General features: G+C 46.1%; 22 protein-coding genes. 10 read left to right on the top strand and 12 right to left on the bottom strand.

From position 1 onward, the window contains the following. Nucleotides 1-370: 370 nt before the first annotated feature. Together RIM23_RS05195 and RIM23_RS05190 are read left to right on the top strand one after the other, a co-directional pair. Nucleotides 371-595, top strand: coding sequence for a DUF433 domain-containing protein (locus RIM23_RS05195; protein WP_446365061.1), 225 nt, complete (start codon nt 371-373; stop codon nt 593-595). Beyond that, nucleotides 592-930, top strand: coding sequence for a DUF5615 family PIN-like protein (locus RIM23_RS05190; protein WP_446365059.1), 339 nt, complete (start codon nt 592-594; stop codon nt 928-930). The genes RIM23_RS05195 and RIM23_RS05190 overlap by 4 nt, the downstream gene beginning before the upstream one ends. A gap of 15 nt (nt 931-945) precedes the next feature. Here the strand turns inward: RIM23_RS05190 and RIM23_RS05185 are convergent, their stop codons facing one another. The 4 genes from RIM23_RS05185 to lysS all read right to left on the bottom strand — a co-directional run bounded on the left by RIM23_RS05185 (nt 946) and on the right by lysS (nt 4058). Further along, nucleotides 946-1554, bottom strand: a complete 609-nt coding sequence (locus RIM23_RS05185; RefSeq protein ID WP_446365057.1) for a Uma2 family endonuclease — start codon at nt 1552-1554, stop codon at nt 946-948. 111 nt (nt 1555-1665) lie between these two features. Continuing rightward, nucleotides 1666-2121, bottom strand: coding sequence for a DUF29 domain-containing protein (locus tag RIM23_RS05180; protein WP_446356293.1), 456 nt, complete (start codon nt 2119-2121; stop codon nt 1666-1668). Between the two features lie 107 nt (nt 2122-2228). Beyond that, nucleotides 2229-2480, bottom strand: a complete 252-nt coding sequence (locus RIM23_RS05175) for a hypothetical protein (protein ID WP_446365055.1) — start codon at nt 2478-2480, stop codon at nt 2229-2231. A gap of 27 nt (nt 2481-2507) precedes the next feature. Then, complete coding sequence (gene lysS, locus RIM23_RS05170; protein WP_446365053.1) at nt 2508-4058, bottom strand: lysine--tRNA ligase; 1551 nt, start codon at nt 4056-4058, stop codon at nt 2508-2510. A gap of 67 nt (nt 4059-4125) precedes the next feature. On the opposite strand from lysS, the gene RIM23_RS05165 reads away from it, so the two are divergent. From RIM23_RS05165 to RIM23_RS05145, 5 genes are all read left to right on the top strand, one after another. Beyond that, complete coding sequence (locus RIM23_RS05165; RefSeq protein ID WP_446338476.1) at nt 4126-4320, top strand: hypothetical protein; 195 nt, start codon at nt 4126-4128, stop codon at nt 4318-4320. A gap of 2 nt (nt 4321-4322) precedes the next feature. Beyond that, nucleotides 4323-4703 (top strand): hypothetical protein, encoded by a 381-nt coding sequence (locus tag RIM23_RS05160; RefSeq protein ID WP_446365051.1) that lies wholly within the window; start codon nt 4323-4325, stop codon nt 4701-4703. A gap of 222 nt (nt 4704-4925) precedes the next feature. Further along, a complete protein-coding gene (locus tag RIM23_RS05155) occupies nt 4926-5231 on the top strand; it encodes a hypothetical protein (RefSeq protein WP_446365049.1) in 306 nt (101 codons plus the stop codon). Then, entirely contained in the window at nt 5203-9027 is a 3825-nt protein-coding gene (locus RIM23_RS05150) for an eCIS core domain-containing protein (protein WP_446365047.1), read from the top strand. The genes RIM23_RS05155 and RIM23_RS05150 overlap by 29 nt, the downstream gene beginning before the upstream one ends. A gap of 52 nt (nt 9028-9079) precedes the next feature. Then, nucleotides 9080-9511, top strand: coding sequence for a hypothetical protein (locus RIM23_RS05145; protein ID WP_446365045.1), 432 nt, complete (start codon nt 9080-9082; stop codon nt 9509-9511). 37 nt (nt 9512-9548) lie between these two features. Here the strand turns inward: RIM23_RS05145 and RIM23_RS05140 are convergent, their stop codons facing one another. From RIM23_RS05140 to RIM23_RS05120, 5 genes are all read right to left on the bottom strand, one after another. Continuing rightward, nucleotides 9549-11096, bottom strand: coding sequence for a phytoene desaturase family protein (locus RIM23_RS05140; protein WP_446365043.1), 1548 nt, complete (start codon nt 11094-11096; stop codon nt 9549-9551). 148 nt (nt 11097-11244) lie between these two features. After that, nucleotides 11245-11724: an HAD family hydrolase gene (locus tag RIM23_RS05135; protein WP_446365041.1), complete on the bottom strand. Its 480-nt coding sequence runs from the start codon at nt 11722-11724 to the stop codon at nt 11245-11247. 224 nt (nt 11725-11948) lie between these two features. Next, entirely contained in the window at nt 11949-13283 is a 1335-nt protein-coding gene (locus RIM23_RS05130) for a hypothetical protein (protein ID WP_446365039.1), read from the bottom strand. A gap of 84 nt (nt 13284-13367) precedes the next feature. After that, nucleotides 13368-14672 (bottom strand): ATP-binding protein, encoded by a 1305-nt coding sequence (locus RIM23_RS05125; RefSeq protein ID WP_446365037.1) that lies wholly within the window; start codon nt 14670-14672, stop codon nt 13368-13370. A gap of 46 nt (nt 14673-14718) precedes the next feature. Beyond that, complete coding sequence (locus RIM23_RS05120; protein ID WP_446365035.1) at nt 14719-17160, bottom strand: GH116 family glycosyl hydrolase; 2442 nt, start codon at nt 17158-17160, stop codon at nt 14719-14721. 375 nt (nt 17161-17535) lie between these two features. Between RIM23_RS05120 and RIM23_RS05115 the strand changes: the two genes are divergently transcribed. Together RIM23_RS05115 and RIM23_RS05110 are read left to right on the top strand one after the other, a co-directional pair. After that, complete coding sequence (locus tag RIM23_RS05115; protein ID WP_446365065.1) at nt 17536-17658, top strand: DUF4915 domain-containing protein; 123 nt, start codon at nt 17536-17538, stop codon at nt 17656-17658. Nucleotides 17659-18383: 725 nt separating this feature from the next. Continuing rightward, nucleotides 18384-22367, top strand: coding sequence for a magnesium chelatase subunit H (locus RIM23_RS05110; protein ID WP_446365033.1), 3984 nt, complete (start codon nt 18384-18386; stop codon nt 22365-22367). Between the two features lie 95 nt (nt 22368-22462). On the opposite strand, the gene RIM23_RS05105 is transcribed toward RIM23_RS05110, so the two are convergent. The 3 genes from RIM23_RS05105 to RIM23_RS05095 form a co-directional block, all read right to left on the bottom strand. Then, nucleotides 22463-22585: a hypothetical protein gene (locus tag RIM23_RS05105; RefSeq protein WP_446365031.1), complete on the bottom strand. Its 123-nt coding sequence runs from the start codon at nt 22583-22585 to the stop codon at nt 22463-22465. A 9-nt stretch (nt 22586-22594) separates the two neighbouring features. Continuing rightward, a complete protein-coding gene (locus RIM23_RS05100) occupies nt 22595-22768 on the bottom strand; it encodes a hypothetical protein (RefSeq protein WP_446365029.1) in 174 nt (57 codons plus the stop codon). Between the two features lie 193 nt (nt 22769-22961). Beyond that, nucleotides 22962-23135: a hypothetical protein gene (locus tag RIM23_RS05095; protein ID WP_446365027.1), complete on the bottom strand. Its 174-nt coding sequence runs from the start codon at nt 23133-23135 to the stop codon at nt 22962-22964. Nucleotides 23136-23186: 51 nt separating this feature from the next. On the opposite strand from RIM23_RS05095, the gene RIM23_RS05090 reads away from it, so the two are divergent. Continuing rightward, the gene (locus RIM23_RS05090; protein ID WP_446365025.1) at nt 23187-23759 is read left to right on the top strand and encodes a transposase; all 573 of its coding nucleotides are present in this window, start codon (nt 23187-23189) and stop codon (nt 23757-23759) included. The last annotated feature ends 159 nt before the right edge of the window (nt 23760-23918 follow it).

Genomic DNA, 23918 nt, shown 5'->3' with positions numbered 1-23918 from the left:
ATTATCCATTGATAATCCCACGCTGAAAGCGCGAGTGATTGCTGCTCTCAAATCAGGAGGTACTGAAGCATTTAAAGAGGCGGTCGATAACCCGGTGGTTAACGTTTTGGTAGGAATTATTGAGGGATGGATGCAAGCAGAGTAGAAGCTTGTCCCATACCATCATAGTTCCATTTGTCCGCCATTTGTTCGAGGGCTACAGCTTACCGAAGCTGTAGCGCAGCTTCAGCAGAGCATTGCGGAACTTGATTTCAGATGCCCTTGGCACGACCAAAGAGCGATCGCACCCATATCTAAAGGACATTTGCGTAAACACAGGTATAGACTATAGGGGTAAAAGTTTGATGTAGTCTTGTTAGCGTAGGTACAAGTGTCCAGTTTGCTTGACAGAATTACAGTCAATCCCAAGCAGTGTGGTGGTCGTCCTTGCATCCGTGGGATGAGAATCAGGGTGTCGGATGTATTAGATTTACTCGCTGCTCGTTTAAGCTTTGAGCAAATCTTAGAAGAAATGCCAGACCTTGAGATGGACGATCTCAAGGCAGCTTTACTCTATGCAGCACGTAAAGTCGATCATCCAGTGCTTGCGGCATGATTATCTGGCTCAATGCCCAACTGCCGCCTGCTATTGCTGCTTGGATTACTGCTACCTTCGGTATAACAACTATAGGTGTGCGCGATCTTGGGTTGAGAGACGCAGAGGATCGTGAAATTTTTGAGGCGGCGAAGGCTCAGGGGGTAGTTGTGATGACCAAAGATAGAGATTTTGTCGAATTAGTTGAACGATATGGTTCACCTCCACAGGTGATTTGGCTGACTTGTGGCAATACGTCTAATGCACGGCTTAAAGAAATCCTCACTGCCACTTTGCCAGATGCTCTCGAACTGTTGCGATCGGGCGAAAGGCTTGTAGAAATCACTGGCAATTAGATATATCGCCTTTCACTAATTTTCTTCAGCGCTAGGAATCACTCCAGCCCAAATAATCTGCTCGACTGTCAGAGTCAACTCTGGGAAAGTGCCTGAAACAATCTGCTCAGCACCAGCGAACTCCACCCCCTCATACAGTTCCTCAACCAGGGTAAATATCGTCACCTTTGATGTCAGTGGGTCAACGACCCAGTATTCTGGAATGTTTAAAACGTTGTACTCAACCCGCTTAGCCCGATAATCGGCGGTCTTTGTCGATTCGCTAACGACTTCTATCACTAAAATCGGAGGAGGTTCGTTGAGTTCAATAACAGCCTCGCGGGTTCTTAATTCGCGCCACTGCAGGCTAGGAATAATAGTCAAATCGGGAATGCGAGAGGTATCCCACTTGCCAGCACGAGGCGATCGCACACCAATCGCCACGGGTCTAACAATCCAGTCGCGTCCGCTACGCCCGATCTCAGCATCGATTTGCCGATAGAGAAAGTCAATGATTTCTCCATGTTGCCCGGTGCCAATACTCATTGCTACTAATTCCCCGTTCACCAACTCATGGCGGGTATCAGTCCCGTCTGAGTAGGTCAGATACTCTTCAAAGGTTAGCTTCTTAGTCGTTACAGTCATGATCGCCCCCTTCGGAGCATCTAGTTCGGTAGGCTTTTCCCCAACTTTAGCAGAGCATTGCGGCACTGGGTTTCAGATACCGTTGGCACAACCAAACAGCGATCGCATCCCTTAAGCATCCATCTGATTCGATTCTGGTAGGAATTTCGGATTCATAACTTGCTCTGGAGTGTAGGGACATTCCTCTGGAAAAACCTGTTCGCCCAACTGAGTCTCTCGAATCGCCAAAGCTAAGCCGAGTTCGTAAGCAGCGAGGAAAACCTCATCGAGATAAGACTTTAAACTAGGACTATCCTGCAAAAGTAACCTAATCTGAACCCGTTGTTCTCGAATAGTGCTCAACCAACTATTGCTGCGTTTGTCAGGTTGAAATTGCCATTTCAGTAGATGTCCTAACAACAGTCCTAATCTATTCCTCAGCTCTTGTCGCTCTTTTCTACCCAACGATTCAATTTCCTCAATCAGGTTAACCGTGTCTAATTGCTCCCATTGCTGAGCTTTGAGCAGCGCCGCCTGCTCTTGAGTCCAGCCATAAAAATCTGTTTCATAGAGGTGAGATGTGTGCATTCTGATCAATAGTTGTAGATTGCTATCAGACTTACAAATTTTTTGACGCTGCGCCTTTAGTGCCATTGCACTCACCAATGAGCAGTCAAATAGTAAAGAGTTAAAGTTTACCGCTCAACTCGGCTCACTTCCCAGTCAGACCAACTAACATGAGTGCTAGCATCGGGGAAGTTTGGATCAACCGACTCTTCAAATCGAGCAAACTCACGCGGACGATCGCCTGGTTCTGGCAACGCTTTATCAGAGCAATCCAAATACTCAGCCAGCATCCGGGTTAAGTGTCCCGCAGGTTGCAACTTGCGCTCCTTCCACCCCTTGGATGAAGCTGATTCAGTTTTGAAGACAATCCATCTCTTCATAAGTTATTCCACCGGACATGATATCACTCAGGGTGCAGGAGAACCATCGCGGCTGCTACTCTTAAGCAACGGAAACGCAATCACATCTCGAATACTTGCCGAATCCGTTAATAGCATCACCAAGCGATCAATGCCAATTCCTAACCCCCCTGTCGGTGGCATTCCGTACTCTAAAGCGGCGAGAAAGTCTTCATCAACCCCTTGCGCTTCCAAGTCTCCAGCGGCTTTTCGTGCGGCTTGTGCTTCTAAGCGTTCCCGTTGATCAATCGGATCAGTTAATTCAGAAAAGCTATTAGCCGTTTCTCGCCCAGCAATAAATAACTCAAAGCGTTCCACTAATCCCGGCTTAGAACGGTGAGGTTTAGCTAGGGGAGAAATTTCTATAGGAAAGTCAAGGATAAATGTGGGCTGAATCAGAGTTTCTTCACATTTTTGCTCGAAGCATTCGTTGAGGAGTTTCCCCAGTGATGGACAGTCTTCTACTCCTTCAATTCCCACCTTTTGAGCCGCAACTTTTGCCTCATCTAATGTCTGAAATTGATTAAAATCTAAACCCGTCACCTCTTGCACCAACTCATGCATCGTGACTCGACGCCAAGGCGGTGTAAAGTCAATCTTCTCACCTTGATAAGTAATTTCCAGAGTTGTCAAACTATCTTGAGTGACGGTGGTAATTAAATTTTCCGTCAACGTCATCATATCGTTGTAGTCGGCGTAAGCCTGGTACACCTCAATTGAGGTAAATTCCGGATTGTGGCGCGTGGAAATTCCCTCGTTCCGGAAAATTCGCCCCAACTCAAATACCTTTTCAAATCCGCCGACAATTAACCGCTTTAGGTGGAGTTCTGTGGCAATTCGCAGGTACAACTCCATCTCTAGGGTATTGTGATAGGTGATAAAAGGACGGGCTTCTGCACCACCGGCTTCTGTACTAAAGACAGGGGTTTCAATTTCGATAAAGCCGCGATCCTCTAAATAGCGACGAATGGCAGCAGTAATTTTGGCACGGCGGCGGAAGGTTTCCCGAACAGTGGGATTCACCATCAAGTCAACATAACGCTGGCGATAGCGCTTTTCTGTATCGGTGAGACCATGCCACTTATCGGGTAAGGGTAATAGAGATTTGGTCAGGATAGCATATTCATTGACATAGACGGAGAGTTCACCTTTATCTGTGCGCTTGATTGTCCCCTTTACGCCTAAAATGTCCCCAATGTCTGTGAATTGCTTGAGATTGTTGAAGGGATTTGGCAGATCAGTCATTGTTGCCGTAATCCGCTTTTTGTCTAGATAAAGTTGAATCGTTCCAGTTTCGTCTTGGAGATTGAAGAATGCCAACTTGCCAAAGACACGACGCGCTAGAATACGACCTGCGATCGCGACTTCAAAATCAACCTCTTCACCATTCCCTAGATCCGCGAATTTCTCTTGCAATTCAGCCGCATGATGGGTAGGCTCCCAGCGATAAGCATAGGGATCGATTCCCAACGCTTTAAGCTGTTGGACTTTTTCCAAACGGGTAGCACGAATTTCTTCCAGAGTGTTTTGGCGTTCGGGTTGGGACTGCTCAGGGGACATAGTAGGGAACTGCTCGATGCTAATCTTGTATGATCTCGGAAATCTATCTTAACATTGGACACAACAGATGACCGGAGCCTCACGCGATCGCAGCGAACAACCTGATTCTCGCCATGCGGTAACCAAACGCGGCAAATGTTACAAGATGGAAAAGAAATACGGCTGGACGTTGCTGCGAATCGAACGGACTGGAGATAATACACTCAAATATGATTGTGTGTTTGAGCGCAAAACGGAATTTCCTAATTACCTGGAGGATTAACCATGGGCAGAAAATACATCATCTTTCGTGCTGACTGGAGTGAGGAAGAAGGCGCTGAAAACCGTATACTTGCCCATACGGGAGCTATCACAGATATCCTAGCCGAACACTTTGACTCTTCGAGTAAACCGATTCCTGAACCAGGTTATCGCTTGAGGGAATACCACCGGATTGACAAGTTCGCCCAAAAACAATTCCCAGATGCTAGCACCCACAGCCGCATCGGAGATTGGGAAGTAACCAGGGTTGAAGAGTACAAGACACAATCCCCCAACAGTGATTTTGATGCAATTGTCGTCTGTTATTGCCAATACTCTCCCATCAGTACGGCGTTAGAACCATTGCCAAATATTCAAGGTTTCCAGAAATTGCAGGAAGTTTAGTAAGGGTGATTCTATCGCCAAACCAACCATAACTTGTTGAAGTTACTGTTTTTACTCCGTTTTTTATAGTTATGGTATATGTGTACTAATTCCAGTTGGTTTAACAAAACTTATTCAGTTGACAGTATAAATTTGATCACAATTGAGTTTATTTTCAGCCGTAAGCGGATAAAATAAAGGGATTCTGAAGCAGAATCATCGCCATCATTGAGGCAGTCGGCAATGTCTTCTCACGAACACCTCTGGAAAAAAGGCTTTATTAAGCCCAATTCGACACCTGTGCCGAATCCCTTCAAGATACAGAGGCGTCGTGTTAAAGCATTACCACCACCTTTATCGCAAAAGGAAAAACTACAGCTCAAACAACAAGCTGATCAAATCTCCCAGTTAGGTTACAAATCTCACAACATTCCGATTAAAGCTCCAAACCCCACAACTGTTGCCAATCCGAGTCCGTCAAAATCCAGTGATGTTGCGAATCAGCCGACAACGCCAGCCTATGGAGCAGGCGTTCGGGGCGGATTTTAGTCAAGTTCAGGTTCACACCGATAGTAAGTCGAATAAACTGAATGAGTCAATCCAAGCCAAGGCATTTACCACAGGTACAGATATCTTCTTTAAACAGGGAGAATATCAACCCGATAATCAGCCAGGACAGGAATTATTGGCACATGAATTAACTCATGTTGTTCAGCAAAATGGCAGTCAAGTTCAGGCGAAAACTGATAGCCAAGTCGGGACAAAGGGAAATAAGCTACAGGCAAAAGAACGCCTGATATCCGGTTTTCCAGCACAACTGAAAATCCAACGCCGAGAAAATCCTCAAGAACAAACAGAAAAAGAGAATAAACCCCAGCCAGCACCACCCACTCCCGCACCAGCGTCAGCCGCGCCAGAATCAGGTGGTGACATGGCTCCAGCTACTCCCCAAGTAGCTAATGAAGGTGGGGGTGCAGCAGCACCAGCCATTCCAGAAGAGGCAGATAAAGCCCCTGCAACACAAGGCGGAAACCAACAAGCGGCTGGAGCAGGTGGGGCATCAGCTACCCCAGGCGGCGGGGGAGCAACATCCCCACGTTCCCCAGAAGAAGACCCCGCATTTAAGGGAGTGGTAAATAAGGCAAAGGGAGTCGCCGACAAAGAAAAACAACATGACCCCGCCGAGGCTGAATCCAAAGAAGCCCAAGACTCAGCTGAACCTCCGGGTAACGAAGTAGAGAGTAAGGCGCAAGACAAACAAGTTGGGGAAATGAATCAGCAGCAGCCGGGAGCATTTAATGCCCAAGCTTTCAAGGCAAAGCTGATGGAAAAAATTGGCGCAATTATTCCTGATAACGAAGAAGACGCCAAAAAATTCAAGGAGAGTAATCAGCTTGATTCTGTGAAGCAGGATGTCTCCTCACAGGTAACTGACGAGGAAAAAAAAGCAGCAGGTCCCATTGAGGAGAAAACCAAAGCCGCCCCTGACACCAGTGGTGTTGAACCGAAACCTGTCACGCCAATGCAGCCGCCAGAAGCGGGAGCTGCGCCAACTGATATTAATGGGGAGAAAGCCGCACCTAAACCGAAACCTGATGCTGAAGTATCCGCATCGTTTGAGGCAAATAGTCAAGAACTAGATGACGAGTTAGGTAAGGCGAAAGTCCCGGAAGAGACACTGGAAAAATCAAATGAACCACAGTTTGTGGAAGCGCTAAGTGCGAAGACAGAAGCACAAACCCACGCTAAAGAAGCCCCACAAACCTATAGTCGGGATGAAAAAGCCACTATCAATAAAGCTGGAGCGGAAGCACAAACGACTAGCCAAACCCAGCTCCAGGGAATGCATGGTGAGCGTTCACAACTGTTGAATCAGGTGATAGGTCTTCAAGATGAAACTCAGGGCAAGGATACCCAGGAACGGACTAAAATTGCTAACCATATTAATGGTATCTACCAAGATACGAAGAAAAAGGTTGAAGACGTTCTTAGTAACATAGATACAGAGGTTACCAAGAAGTTTGATGCAGGAGCTGCAACTGCCAAGCAGATATTTGAGAATTACGTTGACCAGAAAATGGAGGCGTGGGAGGATGAGCGCTATGGTGAATGGTATGACGTAACTGGATGGGATGAGAGAGTTAGTGATAGTTGGCATGGGTTGCCACCAGAGGTCAATCAATTCTTTGTCGATGGGCGAGAACGGTATCTCAAGTCAATGGATGGCACACTGACTGACATTGCTAATTTTGTTGCCCAAAAACTGAATGAGGCAAAACAAAAAATTGCTGAAGGCAAGCAGAAAATCCAGGAATTTGTTGCCGATTTGCCGGATAATATCCGGAAAGTAGGACAGGAAGCCGCACAGAATATTCAAGGTAAGTTTGATCAGTTAGAAGAAAGTGTTAATAGTAAGCAAGATGAGTTAATTGACTCGCTGGCACAGAAATATCGTGATAACCTGCAAGAGCTTGATGCCGACATTGAGAAACGGAAAGAAGAAAATAAAGGTTTAAAAGATAAGGCAAAAGATGCCATCGTGGGAACCGTTCAGACCATCATGCAACTGAAAGATATGTTGATGGGTGTCTTGGCAAAAGCGGCTGGTGCAATTGACAAGATTATTTTAGACCCGATTGAGTTTTTGGGGAATTTGGTTTCTGGGATTAAGCAAGGGTTTGAAAGCTTTGTCGGCAATATTTGGGAACATCTCCAGAAAGGGCTACTGGGTTGGCTGACGGGTACGATGGCAAAAGCTGGTATTCAAATGCCAGAAACCTTTGACCTCAAAGGCATCTTTACCTTAGTGATGCAGGTGCTAGGGTTAGCCTATGACTCAATTAAGTCACGGACAATAAAGGCTCTGGGTAAGAACGGAGAGAAGATGTTCAATGGGTTGGAAAAGACCTTTGAAGTCTTCGTTATCTTGAAGAATGAAGGATTAGCGGGTCTGTGGCAGTTCATTCAGGATAAGATTGGTGACCTGAAAGTGATGGTAATTGATACCATCCAGAATTTTGTGATTGAGAGTGTGATTAAACAGGGTGTGGTGTGGGTGATTAGCTTGTTGAACCCAGCTTCAGCGTTTGTCAAAGCCTGCAAGATGATTTACGACATCATCATGTTCTTCATTGAGCGCGGTAGCCAGATTGTCGAGTTGGTGAACGCGGTAATGGAGTCGGTGACAGCAATTGCAAATGGGGCGCTGGGTGGAGCCGCGAAGTTGATTGAGAATGCTTTGTCTAAGGCGCTACCTGTGGTGATTAGCTTCATGGCGAGTCTGTTGGGCTTAGGTGGTATTAGTAAGAAGATTCAGGAAATTATTCAGAAGGTGAAAGAGCCGATTGATAAGGCAATTGATTGGCTGATTTCTCAAGCGGTGAAGTTTGCCAAGAAGATTGGTAAGAAACTTGGGTTTGGCAAGGATAAGAAGGGTAAAGCCGAGGATGGAACAGATCCGGAAAAGAAGGCAAGATTAGATGCAGCTGTCAATGAGGTGCAGCAACTGATGGTTGCTCCGGGAGCATCGGTTCAATCAGTCGAAAAGAAACTGACCGGAATCCAGAGCAAGTACGAACTGAAATCTCTCAATCTTGTTAAGGAAAAGAAAGGAGTTTACCATGTTCATGCGACAATTAACCCTACACTAGATGGTCCTCCCGGAGTACTATTTACTTTGAAAGAACTTCAGGAGTTGGACGCAGTAGCTAAAGATTTCAGTGGGCAAATCAATCAAAAGGACAAAGAAAAGCCGGGTACTAAAGCAAAGTTTTTGGCTGACCCTGAGGGCTTTATTAGAGCCGGAAAAGTAAATAAAAGCGGTGATGTCGTAGAGGCGGCTGGAGCGCCTGGAATCGAGCAACTAGCCGCAGAAGGTGGTTTGACTGTAGTGAAAAACGCTTATATACAATTCGTAGATGCTTCTGGAAATACTATTGGAGGAAGAGGACCGGAACTAGACTTTTTAATACTAGGTTCATCTGGTGTGCAAGAGATAGTAAGCGCCAAGTTAAAACCTAAACAGTATAAACCCAAACAAGATAGAAAGCTTCTCGATCACTTTGTAAATATGCCTTTAACCCCACCTGATATCGTTAGTTACGCACAGAATAACTTTGGTAAAAATAGTGCCTACGTGAATATTGCAGGCGCAAAAGTTATATCAAATCTAGGTGAAGAATCCCTCGGCAGTTTTCGAGCTAAATATTTGAGTAAAGTAATGGTGGATACAATCACGGTAACGTCACTTACTCCAGGACCAGAGGCAAGTCAGGGACTTCAACTTCGTGTTACAGAGCCGCAGTTGCTCGCCAAAGTTGTTCAACTTATGCAAAAATATCTCTGAACTTAGGCTCTGATTCTAGAATAAAACTTAACGAGATTACTGAGACAAAGCAATGGATAGAAGTAGACAATGGCAAGTATTCGTTGCACCTGGCGAGGATACTGATCCGCTGCCAATTGACAATTCTCCATGGCATGACGAGCGTTGGGTTCGCATACCGAAAGAACACTGGAACCTAATCTTGAATTTTGCTGAACGCCTAGATCTAGACAAGGCGGAGAAACTGGATGGGTATTCGTGGGCAGCAGACAACAATGAGTATGACTATATCTATGCCTCAGCCGAAGATCTTGAATCTTTGCTCGTATTCATGGAGGAATTAGGGCGCAAGCTCGAACTAGCAGATCCCTTGGTTCCAAAAGCCACAGAAGAAGTTCCAGACGAATATGTTAATGAAGAACATCTGCGTATGTTGAATGCTGTAGCAGTTATCTTCCGAGAATCAATACGGCTGCGGCAACCGTTCCGAGCGTGGGTTGAGTGACATCTGTATATGGGTCATTTGCTGCTAGCCATAAAGACTAACATCTAATACAACCAATCTCCCTCAACATATCTAAATGCTTCTGTACAGGTGCAAGGGTATTCGCCGCAATCATCCCACTCGCCGCCACTGCGGGTAAACCAATTCCAGGAAACGTGGAATCGCCACAGCAGTATAATCCCGGTAGAGGTGTACCCACTCCCGGAAAGAAACCCACCCCTGCCTGAATCGCCGGTCCATAAGAACCCCGATACCGTCGCAAAAAACGTTCATGGGTTAACGGTGTACCCACTAGCGTCAGATCACACCGCGATCGCACATCGGGTATAATTCGCTCTAAGGCTTGCCACATCACTTGCGATCGCACCTGCTTTTGCTGTAAATAAGTATCACTACGGCGATCAAGTCCCTGCCAAAGTCTGTATGGTTCATTCCCCGGTGTATACAGATGAATCAGATGCTTTCCGGGTGGCGCCAGGGAGGGGTCAAGAATCGAAGGAATTGAGATCAACACCACATTTTGCGACGCCGTCACCCCTTTATCCCAATCGTTGACCACAATATGGTGACAGGCTAAATCTGAACGTAATCCCTGGGCGTCAATCCCCAGATGCAGATGCATGAAACTCTCACAAGTGGGTGTAGCTTGTCGAGATTGGCGAAATGATTTGGGAACCGCATCGTCGGGTATCAGTTTCAGCGTATCCCAAACCGAGGCATTGGATACAACCCCCTGACGCGCCCGGATTTCCTCACCCCCGCGCAATCGCACACCAACCGCCCGATTATTCTCTACCAAAACTTGCTCGATATGAGCATTTAGCCTCAGTTGACCCCCGTGTTTTTTCAGCCCCCCTATTAAGGCTTCCACGAGTGCGCCACTTCCCCCCACGGGATAATCTAAGACAACACCTGGTTGATACCAGTCAGCAAACATAAACGCCATCTCGGCTGCACTTGTTCCATTCGCCGGAAGTCCAGATAGCAGGAAACAGAGTAGATTTAACCAGTTGCGTAAGAAGGGGTCAAACACCACATCATCCATAATCTGGCTAAAGGGTCCCGTCAGCTTCATGACCGCAAGCCCATGTTGCAACATCGACGGCGCAAATCGCCCCACCGTCAACGCTACCCCCAAATCCCAGCGTACCGCCGCTGGGGGAATTGCGATCGCAGCTTGTCCCAACGGTGTCATTACCTGTTGTAATGAACGCCATTCAGCCACCGCCTGATTCCCGCGCAGCTTGGCGAGTACGTCACTAAATTGCGACGCCCCCACCGAGGTGTCAAAATCCCCCTCTGGTAAACAGCATCCCCAGGTATCATAAGTCAGACAGGGGAGTTCCTCACCAATCGCATCCAGAACTTGACGCAGGGGGTTCGGGGAAGGACTGTAGGATAAGCCAGAGTATAGCGAAGGACCCGAATCAAAGGTATAACCATTGCGGATAAAACTGTGTGCAGCCCCACCCGGAATCGAGTGGCTTTCACAGACTGTTACATCAAAGCCATAGCGAGAAAGCATTGCGGCGCAACTTAGACCGCCGATACCACTACCAATAACAATAATATCTGGAAAACTCATTGTATATTGCGCTCACAAAGTAATTGAGGGACTGGATAAATAGGAGCAAAAGGTGCGTTTGTAAATATAATTAGGTATCTACGTGCTGACAATCCCGATTTACCTAATCCTTAAGTGATTATACCCAAGTCCGATGTTTATATTTAAATTAAACTAGATTTTCAGGATATATATACTTAAGATTTGCTATATTTTTATCCCGTTTAATTTTCGGTGTTATTATGCTACACAAAATTAATTTTATTCGATTAAACTTATTGAATTTTATATCGTTCTCTCTGATTAGCTCAGTAAGTTTTTGGCAAGCTTCAGTTTTAGCATTTCCACTTGAGGAAATCGACAATATTCTAGAGTCTAGCAATCCAACTAAAGGCTTCAGTTGTTTTGCAGCACGTCTGCGATATTCTGCTTCTTTATCATTCCCTAACTGTTCTCCTGCTTCTAAAGACAGATGGGGTAATAAATCCTTGACAATCGCAGAATTAAGGCGACCGCTAAAATGGGTTTGGTAGAAGGCGTGATCAAACTCTAAGCCATACTCGCGCAAGACATCTTTCCACGTCTGAAAATGGATAGGGTCAGTATCCGCTAAGGTGCCGTCTAAATCAAATAATAATGCCTGAAGCATAATCGGTGGAATTGTAACTGTTGAACTCCAGTCTACCGCTTTGTAACGAAATATGACAAGAACGATTAGTGATATGATTCAATGGCTTGTTTATGAAGTAAGTGAGGCTTGATTGGATTTTGCCGATATGAGAGATTCAGTAAATTGGATTGAGCAGTATTGAGGTTAAAATTATATAAACCAGAAAAAATAACCTGACAAATTTTGTGTAGAGACGTAGCAGGCTAGGTCTCTACAGGTTTATGAGGTGTAGCAAATCTTGTTGATACGATGTCAGATTGTATTTGTCGATAATTCAGTCCAATTAAGTTTTGAAAATAAATAGATGTTGGTTCTTTGAAGACAGACCTATAGTCTTTATGGATTTGAGGAATAACAGAGGTACTATCGCTGAAAAACAGAGGATTTCCGAGTACGAATATAGACTTTTCATTAAGAGACTTAATTGAAGCCTGTAATGTTATCTTTTTGTGCTGATAAAGTTGATTCAAAGCTGCTTTATCTTCCGCCAAAATTGCTTTAAATGCCATTAGATCATTTTCGTTAAGCTGTTGAACGAATGCCAGTAAATTTAACCATTTTTGAGGTAAGATTAGGGATAAATTACGTTCAACTATGGGCAAAGCCGTTTCAGTTGATGTTAAATTCTGCACTCGTAGGGTTTGCATTTGCTGTTGCAGAGCGGCAGAATCGAATTCTAACTGCTGTTTAAGCTGTTCTAATCGTGCCAAGTCTTGATTCAGTTGCTTTTGTTGCTGATGCTTTTCTGTAAGTTGCTGCTGCATTTGATCCAGTTCCGATTTTAGCGGAGTTAGATTTTCCTGAACCCGCTGTTGCTGTATGCGTAAGGACAAGAATGCTTGATTCAGTTGCTCTAAACGCTGCTTTAATGCCTGAATTTGGGTATGTAAGTCGTAAGCTTCTCCACCTAAGTATTGCTTACGGCGTTCGAGTTCAGCTAAGTCTTGATGAAGATGTTCGTGTTGATGGAGTTTATCAGCAATTTCGGTTTGAAGCTGTTCTAGTTCAGAATGTAAGTGATTTAAGCGAGTTTCCGCTGGCTGAATTTGGGCAGTTTTTGCCCAGAGGGATTGATTGAGTTCACTTTGGTGTTTCTCTAGCTGCTGAATTTGCGATCGCAGGGTATCTATCTCCTCTAGGTGCTGCTGTTTGTGCTGTTGAACTTCACTGATTTCCTGATACAGGGTATTTCGTTGATTATGCAATTCAGACACGCGACTCAGAAGCTGACTCCGTTCAGTTTGTAAAGCATTAATGCTGGCTTCGAGTTGGTGTTGCGTTTCCCTTCCCTGCATCAGTGATTCATACAGTAGGCTTTCTTCTTCCTCAAATTCTTGGATTTGATTGAGTAAAGCGTTTTTGCGCTGTTTTTCTCCTTGGAGGCGTCGCCGATCCGCTACAATAACGCCAGTATAACTTGCCACAACGGTAACGACTCCATTAACCAAGGCTTTGTTGGGGTTAATGAATAATCCCACACCCACGCTGACGGTAAAAGCAACTGTACCAAGAAGCATTTGATTAACAAGTTGGTTCATGGGTCATTTGTCATTCGTCATTCGTTATTTGTCATACTGGCGCAGCGATAAGTAAGCTACATCCTTGGTCAGAAATTAGTGAACTCATAATTTATCATTCACAGGATGAATCCCTAAATCAGCGCTGAGAAAATCAACAAACTGGCGGGCGCTGCGCCCAGAAGGTCCATTGTGGCGGGTTGCCCACTGAATTGCACGGGATTTTAAGTCATTTTGTGGTAATTGTATGTCTGCTTGCTGGGCTAAATGATAGACGATGTTGAGATAAGTGTCTTGGTTTGCTGGTTCAAAGGTTAAGGTTAAGCCGAAGCGATCGCTAAAGGATAATTTTTCCTGTAAGGTATCCCAGGCATGGATTTCATCATTATCGCTGGGACGAGGGCGATCGGCAAAAAATTCCCGTACCAAGTGGCGTCGATTGGAGGTTGCATAAACGACTACATTTGGGGGACGGGCGGTGACACTTCCTTCTAAGACGACTTTTAATGCCTTAAACGCATCATCATCTTCTTCAAAGGAGAGGTCATCCACAAAGATGATAAACCTCTGTGGTACGTCTCGCAATTGCTCCACAATCATAGCTAGTTCTTTTAAGTCAGATTTAGCCACTTCAATCAACCGCAGTCCCTGATGCTTATACTTTTGTAATAAACCCTTGACTAATGACGACTTACCTGAACCACGACTGCCATAAAGTAAGACATGTAAAGCCGGATAACCCGCGAGTAAAAATTCTGTATTTTTAACTAATGCAGCTTGTTGAGACTCATATCCCACCAATTGAGTTAACTCAATCGGATCAGGGCGGGCGATACCAACTAATTGACCCGACTGCCAACACAGGGCATGATATTTGGCAAATAACCCGGTACCATGTTGCCGATAGTGGGTGGCTAATTCTTCTAGAGATTCTGTCCAATCACTATGTTGGTGTAGAAATGTGGGCTTTACTGTTTCCAGATTCCACGAAACAGGCTGTAATTCTAACTGAGAGGCTTTTTGCACCCACCGACTTAGCTGTTCGGCGCTGCATTGATACAGATGGTACAAGGCGCGTAAATCCTGTTTTGCCGCTATGACTAGGGCTTCTGGTAAATCTTGCAGGGCTACCCGTTGCACTTGCACAGAAAAGGGATTATCATCCTGGAGAATCTGCCGAATCAGATAATCTTGCCAGCTTTCTCCGTGGGCGGCTAAAATTTTGAACCAGCTACCATAAGCCACCAAGCAAGCCGTTTGCTCGGCTTCACCCTTGCTTAAGGTTTGCAACGTATGGATAAAAGCTTGTCCCACGTCGTTATGGAGAACGGATTGATACAGCAGCAGCGACGCGGCTTGGCGTTTGAGAAATTGGCTGGAGGCGTTGGCAGTTGTCTTTGATGATGGCATGACGCTTATTGTAGCGGATTACAGGATTTTGTAGAGACGTAGCATGCTACGTCTCTACAGTTAAATAAACTGCCCAAATTGCCATTGCCCGCAGATAATGACCTGCCCGAAATGTGCCAACGCTCGTAATCGCTTCCGGGGTGCGGAATTGTAATCCATTCTCATACACCTGTCGCACCACTGATTCTGTCACTTTTAAGGCTTCATCCTTCATTCCCAATTGAATTAAAAATGCGGCTATGCCAAAATTAATCCCTGTCCACACTTCTAGGGGATGAATTGCATCTGGATGTTCGGGAGAACCGTCGGGTTTTACCCCATTCGCTGCACCAAATTGGGCATTATGGAACTTTAAAAAACACGATTCATAAACAGTTTTCAACGCTGACTGGGTGCATTCTGGGGGAACAATATCCGGCAATCCTAGTAATTGGGCATAGAACTGACCACAGAGTTGATCTGCCATCACCACATCAGAATCACTTTCGCTATCCAGGCGATAATATTGACCATTCCAGAGTTTTTGGTGATAAATCGGTTTCGCCTGTTGCAACCATTTCTGATAGTCGTTCAGGGTTTGTTGAATCGACTCCGGATCAGGCAGATCAATTGAAAAAACTAGGGTGTAGTTGTCCAGGAGAATTTGTGCGATCGCGCTTCCAGCTTCTAAGGCGGCTAACCATAACCCACCACAGTACGCGCTGACTCCCTGCAACTGCCAATCATCAAAGGTTTGATCCGGTGCGCCTGAGTTTTCCGGAATCCCATCACCATCGTGATCAAAGGTTTTCAGATACGCCAGCGCCCTAACAATTGCTGACCAACATTCGGCTAAAAATTCAATATCCTTCGACCCCGTAAACACAAACGTCCGATACACCTGCAAGACAAAATCACAGGGTAAATCTTTCCATTGATTACAATCTTGATAACTGGTATAGTTTGTTTTTTCCCAAGGATGTTCATTGGGTGCGCCTAAATCGTGAGGTGTCGCATTGGCGGCTTTGCGAATCGCTGTGGCTTTGTTGTATCCAATAATCCGAGGCGTATCATCACTCGTGGGAATCGCCCGGGCAAAGGCTTCCAGTACCGCTTTATCCAATCGCGACCACAACATCGCTAGGGCAAAAGACCCATAAAGCCGCACATCTAAACTTTCGTACCAACGATAATCTAAGGATTCCAAAACCCCGAACTGACCCACCGGATCACCTTCATCGGCGGCACTCCAAATTGTCCCCCCAGCCGATAATAAATAGAGCTCATTAAACAGAGCCATTTTGAACCAATTGGGTAAATCTTGACGCTGTAAAATAGGGTTTTGCCAAGATGAAATTCGTTCTTGCCAAAGGTCAGAATGTTTAAGGGCGGTGCGAACCATTGACCAGGCATTATTCCCGGTACGTCCAAAGAAATCCGTATAACGGCGGTAATATTTAACCCCAGCCGAAAACTCAGTCACCGGGAAATCCCAGGCGAGGATAAATGGGATTTTGCGGGTTCTACCTGGGCGCAGTCTTACCCGTACCGCGATCGCGCCAGCAATTTGTTCTCCGGGTTCAGCAGGCGTTTCGTCTTGCACATCGCTGAGACTCCCGTCACTGGCAAAGGTATTCCACACGTCTGCTCCATCGCCTGTGGGATTCCAGCGACAGTGATAGAATACCTCCTGACTTGGATTCGTCACCGTGGCAAAACAGAGTTGTCCTTCGCCTTCCTCAATCTCATCCCGCAGCCTAACTCGGTCTAACAGACAACCCACCCGGAAATTATCCACAATCCATTGATTATAATTCCCGGTGCTATTTCCCCAACGCGGTTGATACTCGTAAACCGGACTCCCATCATCCCTTACCTGAACCTGGGGATGCTTAATCGCATTGGTAAACCAGCCCACCATATTCTGCCAGGTGAGCATAATACTTAAAATAATCGGCTGATCTGTGGGATTATGGGCACTCCATTCAAACACCGCCACCGGATAACTGCTTTCTTGATAACAATCTGCCCAAATCGGGGAAAACTGTTGGCAGGTTAATTCGGTTTGAAACACATTCTCGTAGACAAACCAACTCCGGGGATAAAGGGCGTGATAGGTTCCCGTTCGTAGAGACGCGCCATGGCGCGTCTCTACATTAGGCGACGTGGGATACCATTGCCATTTGCCCAGACTACCATCCTCTGGGGGTTCGGTACAAAGGGCATAAGCTTGGGCGTCTTGGTTTTCTGGCTGTTCAAAGACGCTAAACTGACAAGCTGGCAGAGGTTTGAATGTATGTTCTCCCCCATCCAGATGCCATAGATTAAAGTCGCCTCGTGAAGAGCGCCCCAAACAACCTGCGCCAAATCCACCAAGGGGCATACCATGCCAGGGTCCATCATCCAGATTACTGGCATAGCGTACAGTATAGGGATTCTCCCAGCCCTGTCCAATCGGACGTTGCCAGGTACAATCGGGGATAGTTGGGCGCGGTGGTTGATAGATCATGCTTTCGATCTTACGGCGTAGTTGGTCGCTTGGACTATTTTGGATCAATCTCACATCTTGCACCATTTTCAGTAAGCCCCGACAGCCGCCAAGCACTCAAGTCCATGATGAGTAGACGACAATTCCGATTCAGTCATCTTAAGACCAATGGCACTAAAATAAGTTGTTAGGGATCGCCGAAACCTTTAATATACCGTAGGGTGGGCATTGCCCACCAGCATGCGAGTCAGTGCCATTCATCTTAAGATGATTAGAGATTTTTGTGTCTTGAGCTTCGATCCAAGGCAGTTTAACCCTGATGTTATTTATTCAGGGAGGAGTGAGGCAATAGATTATTCAATTCACACGGCTTTGAAATAATTTTTAACAAAAAGCATTACGGCATTGGGTACAACAGATAGTAGAGGCGGATGGCGAGAAAATAAGGCTTATGGTGGCGTATTGATGGATGTAGAGACAAATCAGGTAATTGTACCGAGATTATCAATGCCTCACTAGAAAATGTTTTATGTAGGGGCGGGTTTCACGATTACCATTTTTGACCTCACCCCAAAGCAACTAAACCCGCCCTGACTAAGTTTTAAATGGGTATAAACCCAGTAGCTGCTTACAAGAACTAGCGTTACCCCAACAAGGCAGGTTGACCTATAGGTAACAAATAATTAAACACTTATTAAGTTGTAAATTTAACGTAACAAATTCCAGAAAGCGCTGCTGGATTGAGAATTAACTTACATTAACTTATTTTAATTTAGCCATATAACTATTTATTGTAATTTGGCTCACCTAGTAACGTCTGGTAATAACGTAAATACGTTCGACTTATCAATAAAACTTATAATAGTTCTCCAAACCTGGAGAGTCTGTGTCCTTTTATGCCTGTCTACCAGAATTGCCAATATTATGTGTCTACATGCACCCCAGTAACTATATGACACTGAGTGTAATTTTGCCCCGATTGATTTAAAAGTAAAGTTTTGTGAATAATATTTAGAGCAACCACTTCTATGAATGTAAATAAATGTAAAGTAAATTGAGCAACTTCCTATCGAATTGTGTCAAACGAGGGCTAAAACGCTGCATGGGTCAGCATTTTCTGGTAAAACCACTAAAGTTGCCCTAACTGTAACGCCAAGCCGATTGTTCCAAGCGGAAGCCAAGCTAACCTTCCCTGGAACCCTACTAATGAGAAGAGAACAAGGATCAAAAGGAGCTAGAACCGCATGTTCACTCACGTCAAGTCCACCATTCGTCACATCACCCCCGATGACCCCAAGAATCGTCACGTACTGAAGGTGGTCTATGTCGTGCTAGAGCCACAATACCAAAGTGCTTTATCGGCGGCTGTCCATTCAATTAATCAAAATCAGCCGGATATCGCCATTGAAATCAGTGGCTACTTAATCGAAGAACTCCGGGACCCCCAAAACTATGAGGCATTTCAGCAGGATATTGCCCAAGCGAATATCTTTATCGCCTCTCTAATCTTTATCGAAGACTTAGCGGATAAGGTTGTCGCCGCCGTCCAACCCCATCGCGATCGCTTGGATGCGGCGGTGGTATTCCCCTCTATGCCGCAGGTAATGCGCCTGAACAAATTAGGCAGCTTCTCCATGGCACAACTGGGTCAATCCAAGAGTGCGATCGCCCAGTTCATGAAGAAGCGTAAAGAAAAGTCAGGCTCATCCTTCCAAGATGGCATGCTGAAGCTATTGCAGACGCTGCCCAAAGTCCTGAAATATATGCCCATCGATAAGGCGCAGGATGCCCGGAACTTTATGCTTTCGTTCCAGTATTGGTTAGGGGGTTCCTCCCAGAATCTGGAAAACTTCCTGTTAATGCTGGCAGATAAATATGTGCTTAAGGGAAGAACCCTAGAATTTAAAGATCCGGTGGTTTACCCAGACATGGGACTTTGGCATCCCCTGTCTACGAAGATGTTTGAGGATGTCAAAGAGTATCTCACCTGGTATAACAATCGCGACGATATCTCCGAAGATTTAAAAGACCCCTTCGCCCCCTGTGTCGGTTTAGTCCTGCAACGCACTCACCTCGTCACCGGGGATGATGCCCATTATGTGGCAATGGTACAGGAACTAGAAGCCATGGGCGCACGAGTTCTGCCCGTATTTGCTGGGGGACTAGATTTCTCCAAACCCGTGGATGCCTTTTTCTATGACACGCCCACGAGTAAGGGACAAGCCAATGTAACTCTGGTGGATGCGGTGGTGTCTCTGACTGGATTTGCCCTAGTTGGGGGTCCGGCGCGACAAGATCATCCCAAGGCGATCGACTCCTTAAAACGGCTGAATCGTCCCTATATGGTGGCATTACCCTTAGTCTTCCAAACCACAGAAGAGTGGGAAGGAAGTGATTTGGGACTACACCCGATTCAGGTAGCCCTGCAAATTGCCATTCCAGAACTTGATGGCGCGATCGAACCGATTATATTATCCGGACGAGATGGCACCACCGGGAAAGCGATCGCACTTCAGGATCGGATTGAAGCCGTGGCAAAGCGGGCACTGAAATGGGCAAGCCTGCGCCGTAAGCCGAAACTGGATAAGAAGGTGGCGATTACCGTATTTAGTTTCCCGCCGGATAAGGGAAATGTGGGCACCGCCGCCTATCTGGATGTCTTCGGGTCGATTTATAAAGTCATGGAAGCCCTGAAGCATAACGGCTACGACGTGGAAGACTTACCCGAATCCGCCGAAGCCCTGATGCAAGAAGTCATCCATGACGCCCAGGCACAGTATGCCAGTCCCGAACTGAATATTGCCTACCGCATGTCAGTGATGGAGTATGAACGGTTTACCCCCTACTCCACCCGTTTAGAAGAAAACTGGGGTCCTCCACCAGGACATTTAAATAGTGATGGACAAAACTTACTCATTTATGGTAAGCAATTCGGTAACGTATTTATTGGCGTGCAGCCCACGTTCGGCTATGAAGGCGACCCAATGCGGCTGCTGTTTTCCCGTTCCGCCAGCCCTCACCACGGATTTGCCGCTTACTACACCTATTTAGAACATCTCTGGCAAGCGGATGCGGTACTGCATTTCGGGACTCACGGGTCCTTAGAATTTATGCCCGGTAAGCAGATGGGGATGTCCGGGGATTGTTACCCGGATAATTTAATTGGTTCGATTCCCAATCTCTACTATTACGCGGCGAATAATCCCAGTGAAGCGACAATTGCCAAGCGTCGCAGTTACGCCGAAACCATTTCCTACCTGACCCCCCCGGCGGAGAATGCAGGGTTATATAAAGGGTTGAAGGAACTGAGTGAATTAATTGGGTCTTATCAAACCCTAAAAGACACCGGACGCGGTATTCCAATTGTGAACACAATTATGGATAAATGCCGCTTGGTGAATCTGGATAAAGATATCGCCTTACCGGAAAAAGACGCCAGTGAACTGAACTCAGAAGAACGGGATACCCTGGTGGGGTTAGTGTACAAAAAGCTGATGGAGATTGAGTCTCGGCTGTTACCCTGTGGGTTGCATGTGATTGGTAAACCGCCCACGGCTGAGGAAGCGATGGCGACTTTGGTTAATATTGCTAGTTTGGATCGTCCAGAGGAAGAGATCCAGAGTCTACCGGGGATTATCGCCAACAGCCTTAACCGGGATATCGACGAGATTTATCAAAATAATGACCGAGGTGTCTTAGCGGATGTGCAGTTACTCCAAGACATCACCCAAGCCACTCGCAAAGCTGTAGCGGCGTTAGTTCAAGCCCAAACCGATGCAGAGGGGCGGGTGTCCAAGGTGACGAGTCTGAATTTCTTTAATATGCGGAAGCGCACCCCTTGGATAGAAGCATTAATTGATGCGGGGTACTGTCAAGTTGACTCGGATGCAATTAAACCCCTATTTGAGTATCTGGAATTTTGTCTCCAGCAAATTGTCGCCGATAACGAACTCGGCGCGATGCTGAAAGCGTTGGAAGGGGAATATGTGCTTCCCGGACCTGGCGGTGATCCCATCCGCAACCCGGATGTATTACCCACCGGCAAGAATATCCACGCCCTTGACCCCCAATCCATCCCCACCACAGCAGCAGTAAAATCGGCAAAAATTGTCGTAGACCGCTTATTGGCGCGACATCGGGCGGAAAATGGCGGGAATTGGCCCGAAACCATTGCCTGTGTTCTCTGGGGAACGGATAATATCAAGACTTATGGGGAATCCCTGGCACAAATTATGTGGATGGTTGGGGTGAAGCCGGTTCCCGATGCGTTGGGACGAGTAAATAAATTAGAATTGATTTCCCTGGAAGAGTTGGGGCGTCCCCGAATTGATGTGGTGATTAACTGTTCTGGGGTATTCCGGGATTTGTTTATCAACCAGATGAATCTGTTGGATCAAGCTGTGAAAATGGCGGCTGAGGCGGATGAACCCGAGGAAATGAACTTTGTCCGCAAACACGCGATGCAACAGGCGGCGGATATGGGAATTAATCTGCGCCAAGCGGCGACGCGGGTGTTCTCCAATGCGTCGGGTTCTTATGCAGCGAATGTGAACCTGGCGGTGGAGAATAGCACTTGGGAAAGCGAATCCGAGTTACAGGATATGTACCTGACGCGGAAATCCTTTGCCTTTAGTGCAGATAATCCGGGAACGATGGAACAGAATCGCCAGATTTTCGAGTCGTCGTTGAAAACAGCGGAGGCGACGTTCCAGAATCTGGATTCTTCGGAGATTAGTTTGACGGATGTGTCTCACTATTTTGATTCTGATCCGACGAAGGTGGTATCAACCCTGCGTCAAGATGGTAAGACGCCTGCATCTTATATCGCCGATACGACGACAGCAAACGCCCAGGTGCGGACGTTATCGGAGACGGTGCGTTTAGATGCGCGGACGAAGCTACTCAACCCGAAATGGTATGAGGGAATGCTGAGTCACGGCTATGAAGGCGTGCGAGAACTCTCGAAGCGGTTAGTTAATACTATGGGTTGGAGTGCAACGGCTGGCGCGGTGGATAACTGGGTATATGAGGAAGCCAATGAGACGTTTATCCAGGATGAAGAAATGCGGAAGCGGTTGATGAATTTGAACCCCCATTCCTTCCGCAAGGTGGTGTCCACTTTGTTGGAAGTGAATGGACGCGGGTATTGGGAGACGAGTGAGAGTAATCTGCAGATGTTGCGGGAGTTGTATCAGGAGGTTGAGGATCGGATTGAAGGGATAGAATAGTCGGTGACCTGACCATTGTGTAGAGACGCGCCATGGCGCGTCTCTACATCATGATCGGGGAAAACCGATAACCTTGCATAAAACAAATATGGGGTTTAATCCACCCGATTAACGATGGGGCAAAAGGTTGATATCTCCTCACCATCTGTACCCCCGATCGCACCCTTTTCTTCGCTGATGTTATAGTCGGTGATATGACCATTGTAGAGACGCGCCATGGCGCGTCTCTACACAATGATCGGGGAAAACCGATAACCTTGCATAAAACAAATATCGGGTGGAATCCCATTAACACACCAGGGGCAAAGGGTTGATATTTCTTCACCATCTGTACCCGCGATCGCATCCTTTTCTTCGCTGATGTTATAGTCGGTGATATGACCATTGTAGAGACGCGCCATGGCGCGTCTCTACATCATGATCGGGGAAAACCGATAATCTTGTATAAAACAAATATCGGGTGGAATCCCATTAACCCACCAAGGGGCAAAGGTTTGATATCTCCTCACCATCTGTAAACGCGATCGCACATTTTTCTTCGCTGATGTTATAGTCGATGATATCACCATTGTAGAGACGCGCCATGGCGCGTCTCTACACAATGATCGGGGAAAACCGATAATCTTGTATAAAACCAATATCGGGTGGAATCCCATTAACACACCAGGGGCAAAGGGTTGATATCTCTTCACCATCTGTACCCGCGATCGCATCCTTTTCTTCGCTGATGTTATAGTCGATGATATCACCATTGTAGAGACGCGCCATGGCGCGTCTCTACATAATGATCGGGGAAAACCCATAACCCTGTACAAACCCATGACCTTGTACAAAGGAAAATATCGGGTTGAATCCACCCGATTACCTCACAGAGACTATGGCGCAAATGGCTGGTATTTCGTCACCATTTGTACACGCGATCGCACGTTTTTCTTGGGTGATGTAATATCAGGAAAAATACACCTATCCAAGATTGGGCAAATCGCCCAACAATTCTGGGCAGAAATTCCCACTCATTTCAAATATGTGTGTATTGATGCCTATGTGATCATGCCCAATCATATCCATGGAATTATTGTAATTGACCGCCCACATAATACAGAGACGCGCCATGGCACGTCTCTACACCAATCCCCAACCCAGTCAAAAGATTCTGCAAACAAATTTGGACCACTAAAGCCTAATTCATTGCAGTCTATCGTCAATGGTTACAAATCATCTGTCACTCGCTGGTGTAGGCAAAACGGTCACGAATCTTTTGCTTGGCAACCGCGATTTTATGACCACATCATTCGCGCTGATGGATCATTAGACCGAATTCGAGACTATATTATCAATAATCCGGCTAAGTGGGAAGACGACAAGGATAATCCCGCCAATTTGTGGATGTAAAAAATTATCAGGGAAAACCCACAACCCCGTCAAAATACTAGGGCATTGTAAACTTTTGTAGTAAATGCGTAAACTTCTGAGAATAGTCCAGATAATAGATTTAGACGATATCCCAATCCCAAGGGGGATAGTGGCAGACAAAATCATCTAAATTTTGGA

This window comes from Coleofasciculus sp. G3-WIS-01 (genome assembly GCF_040223135.1).
Lineage (GTDB): Bacteria > Cyanobacteriota > Cyanobacteriia > Cyanobacteriales > Coleofasciculaceae > Coleofasciculus.
Note: the sequence above shows the minus strand (reverse complement) of the source record. Positions and strands in the feature narration are given on the sequence as shown.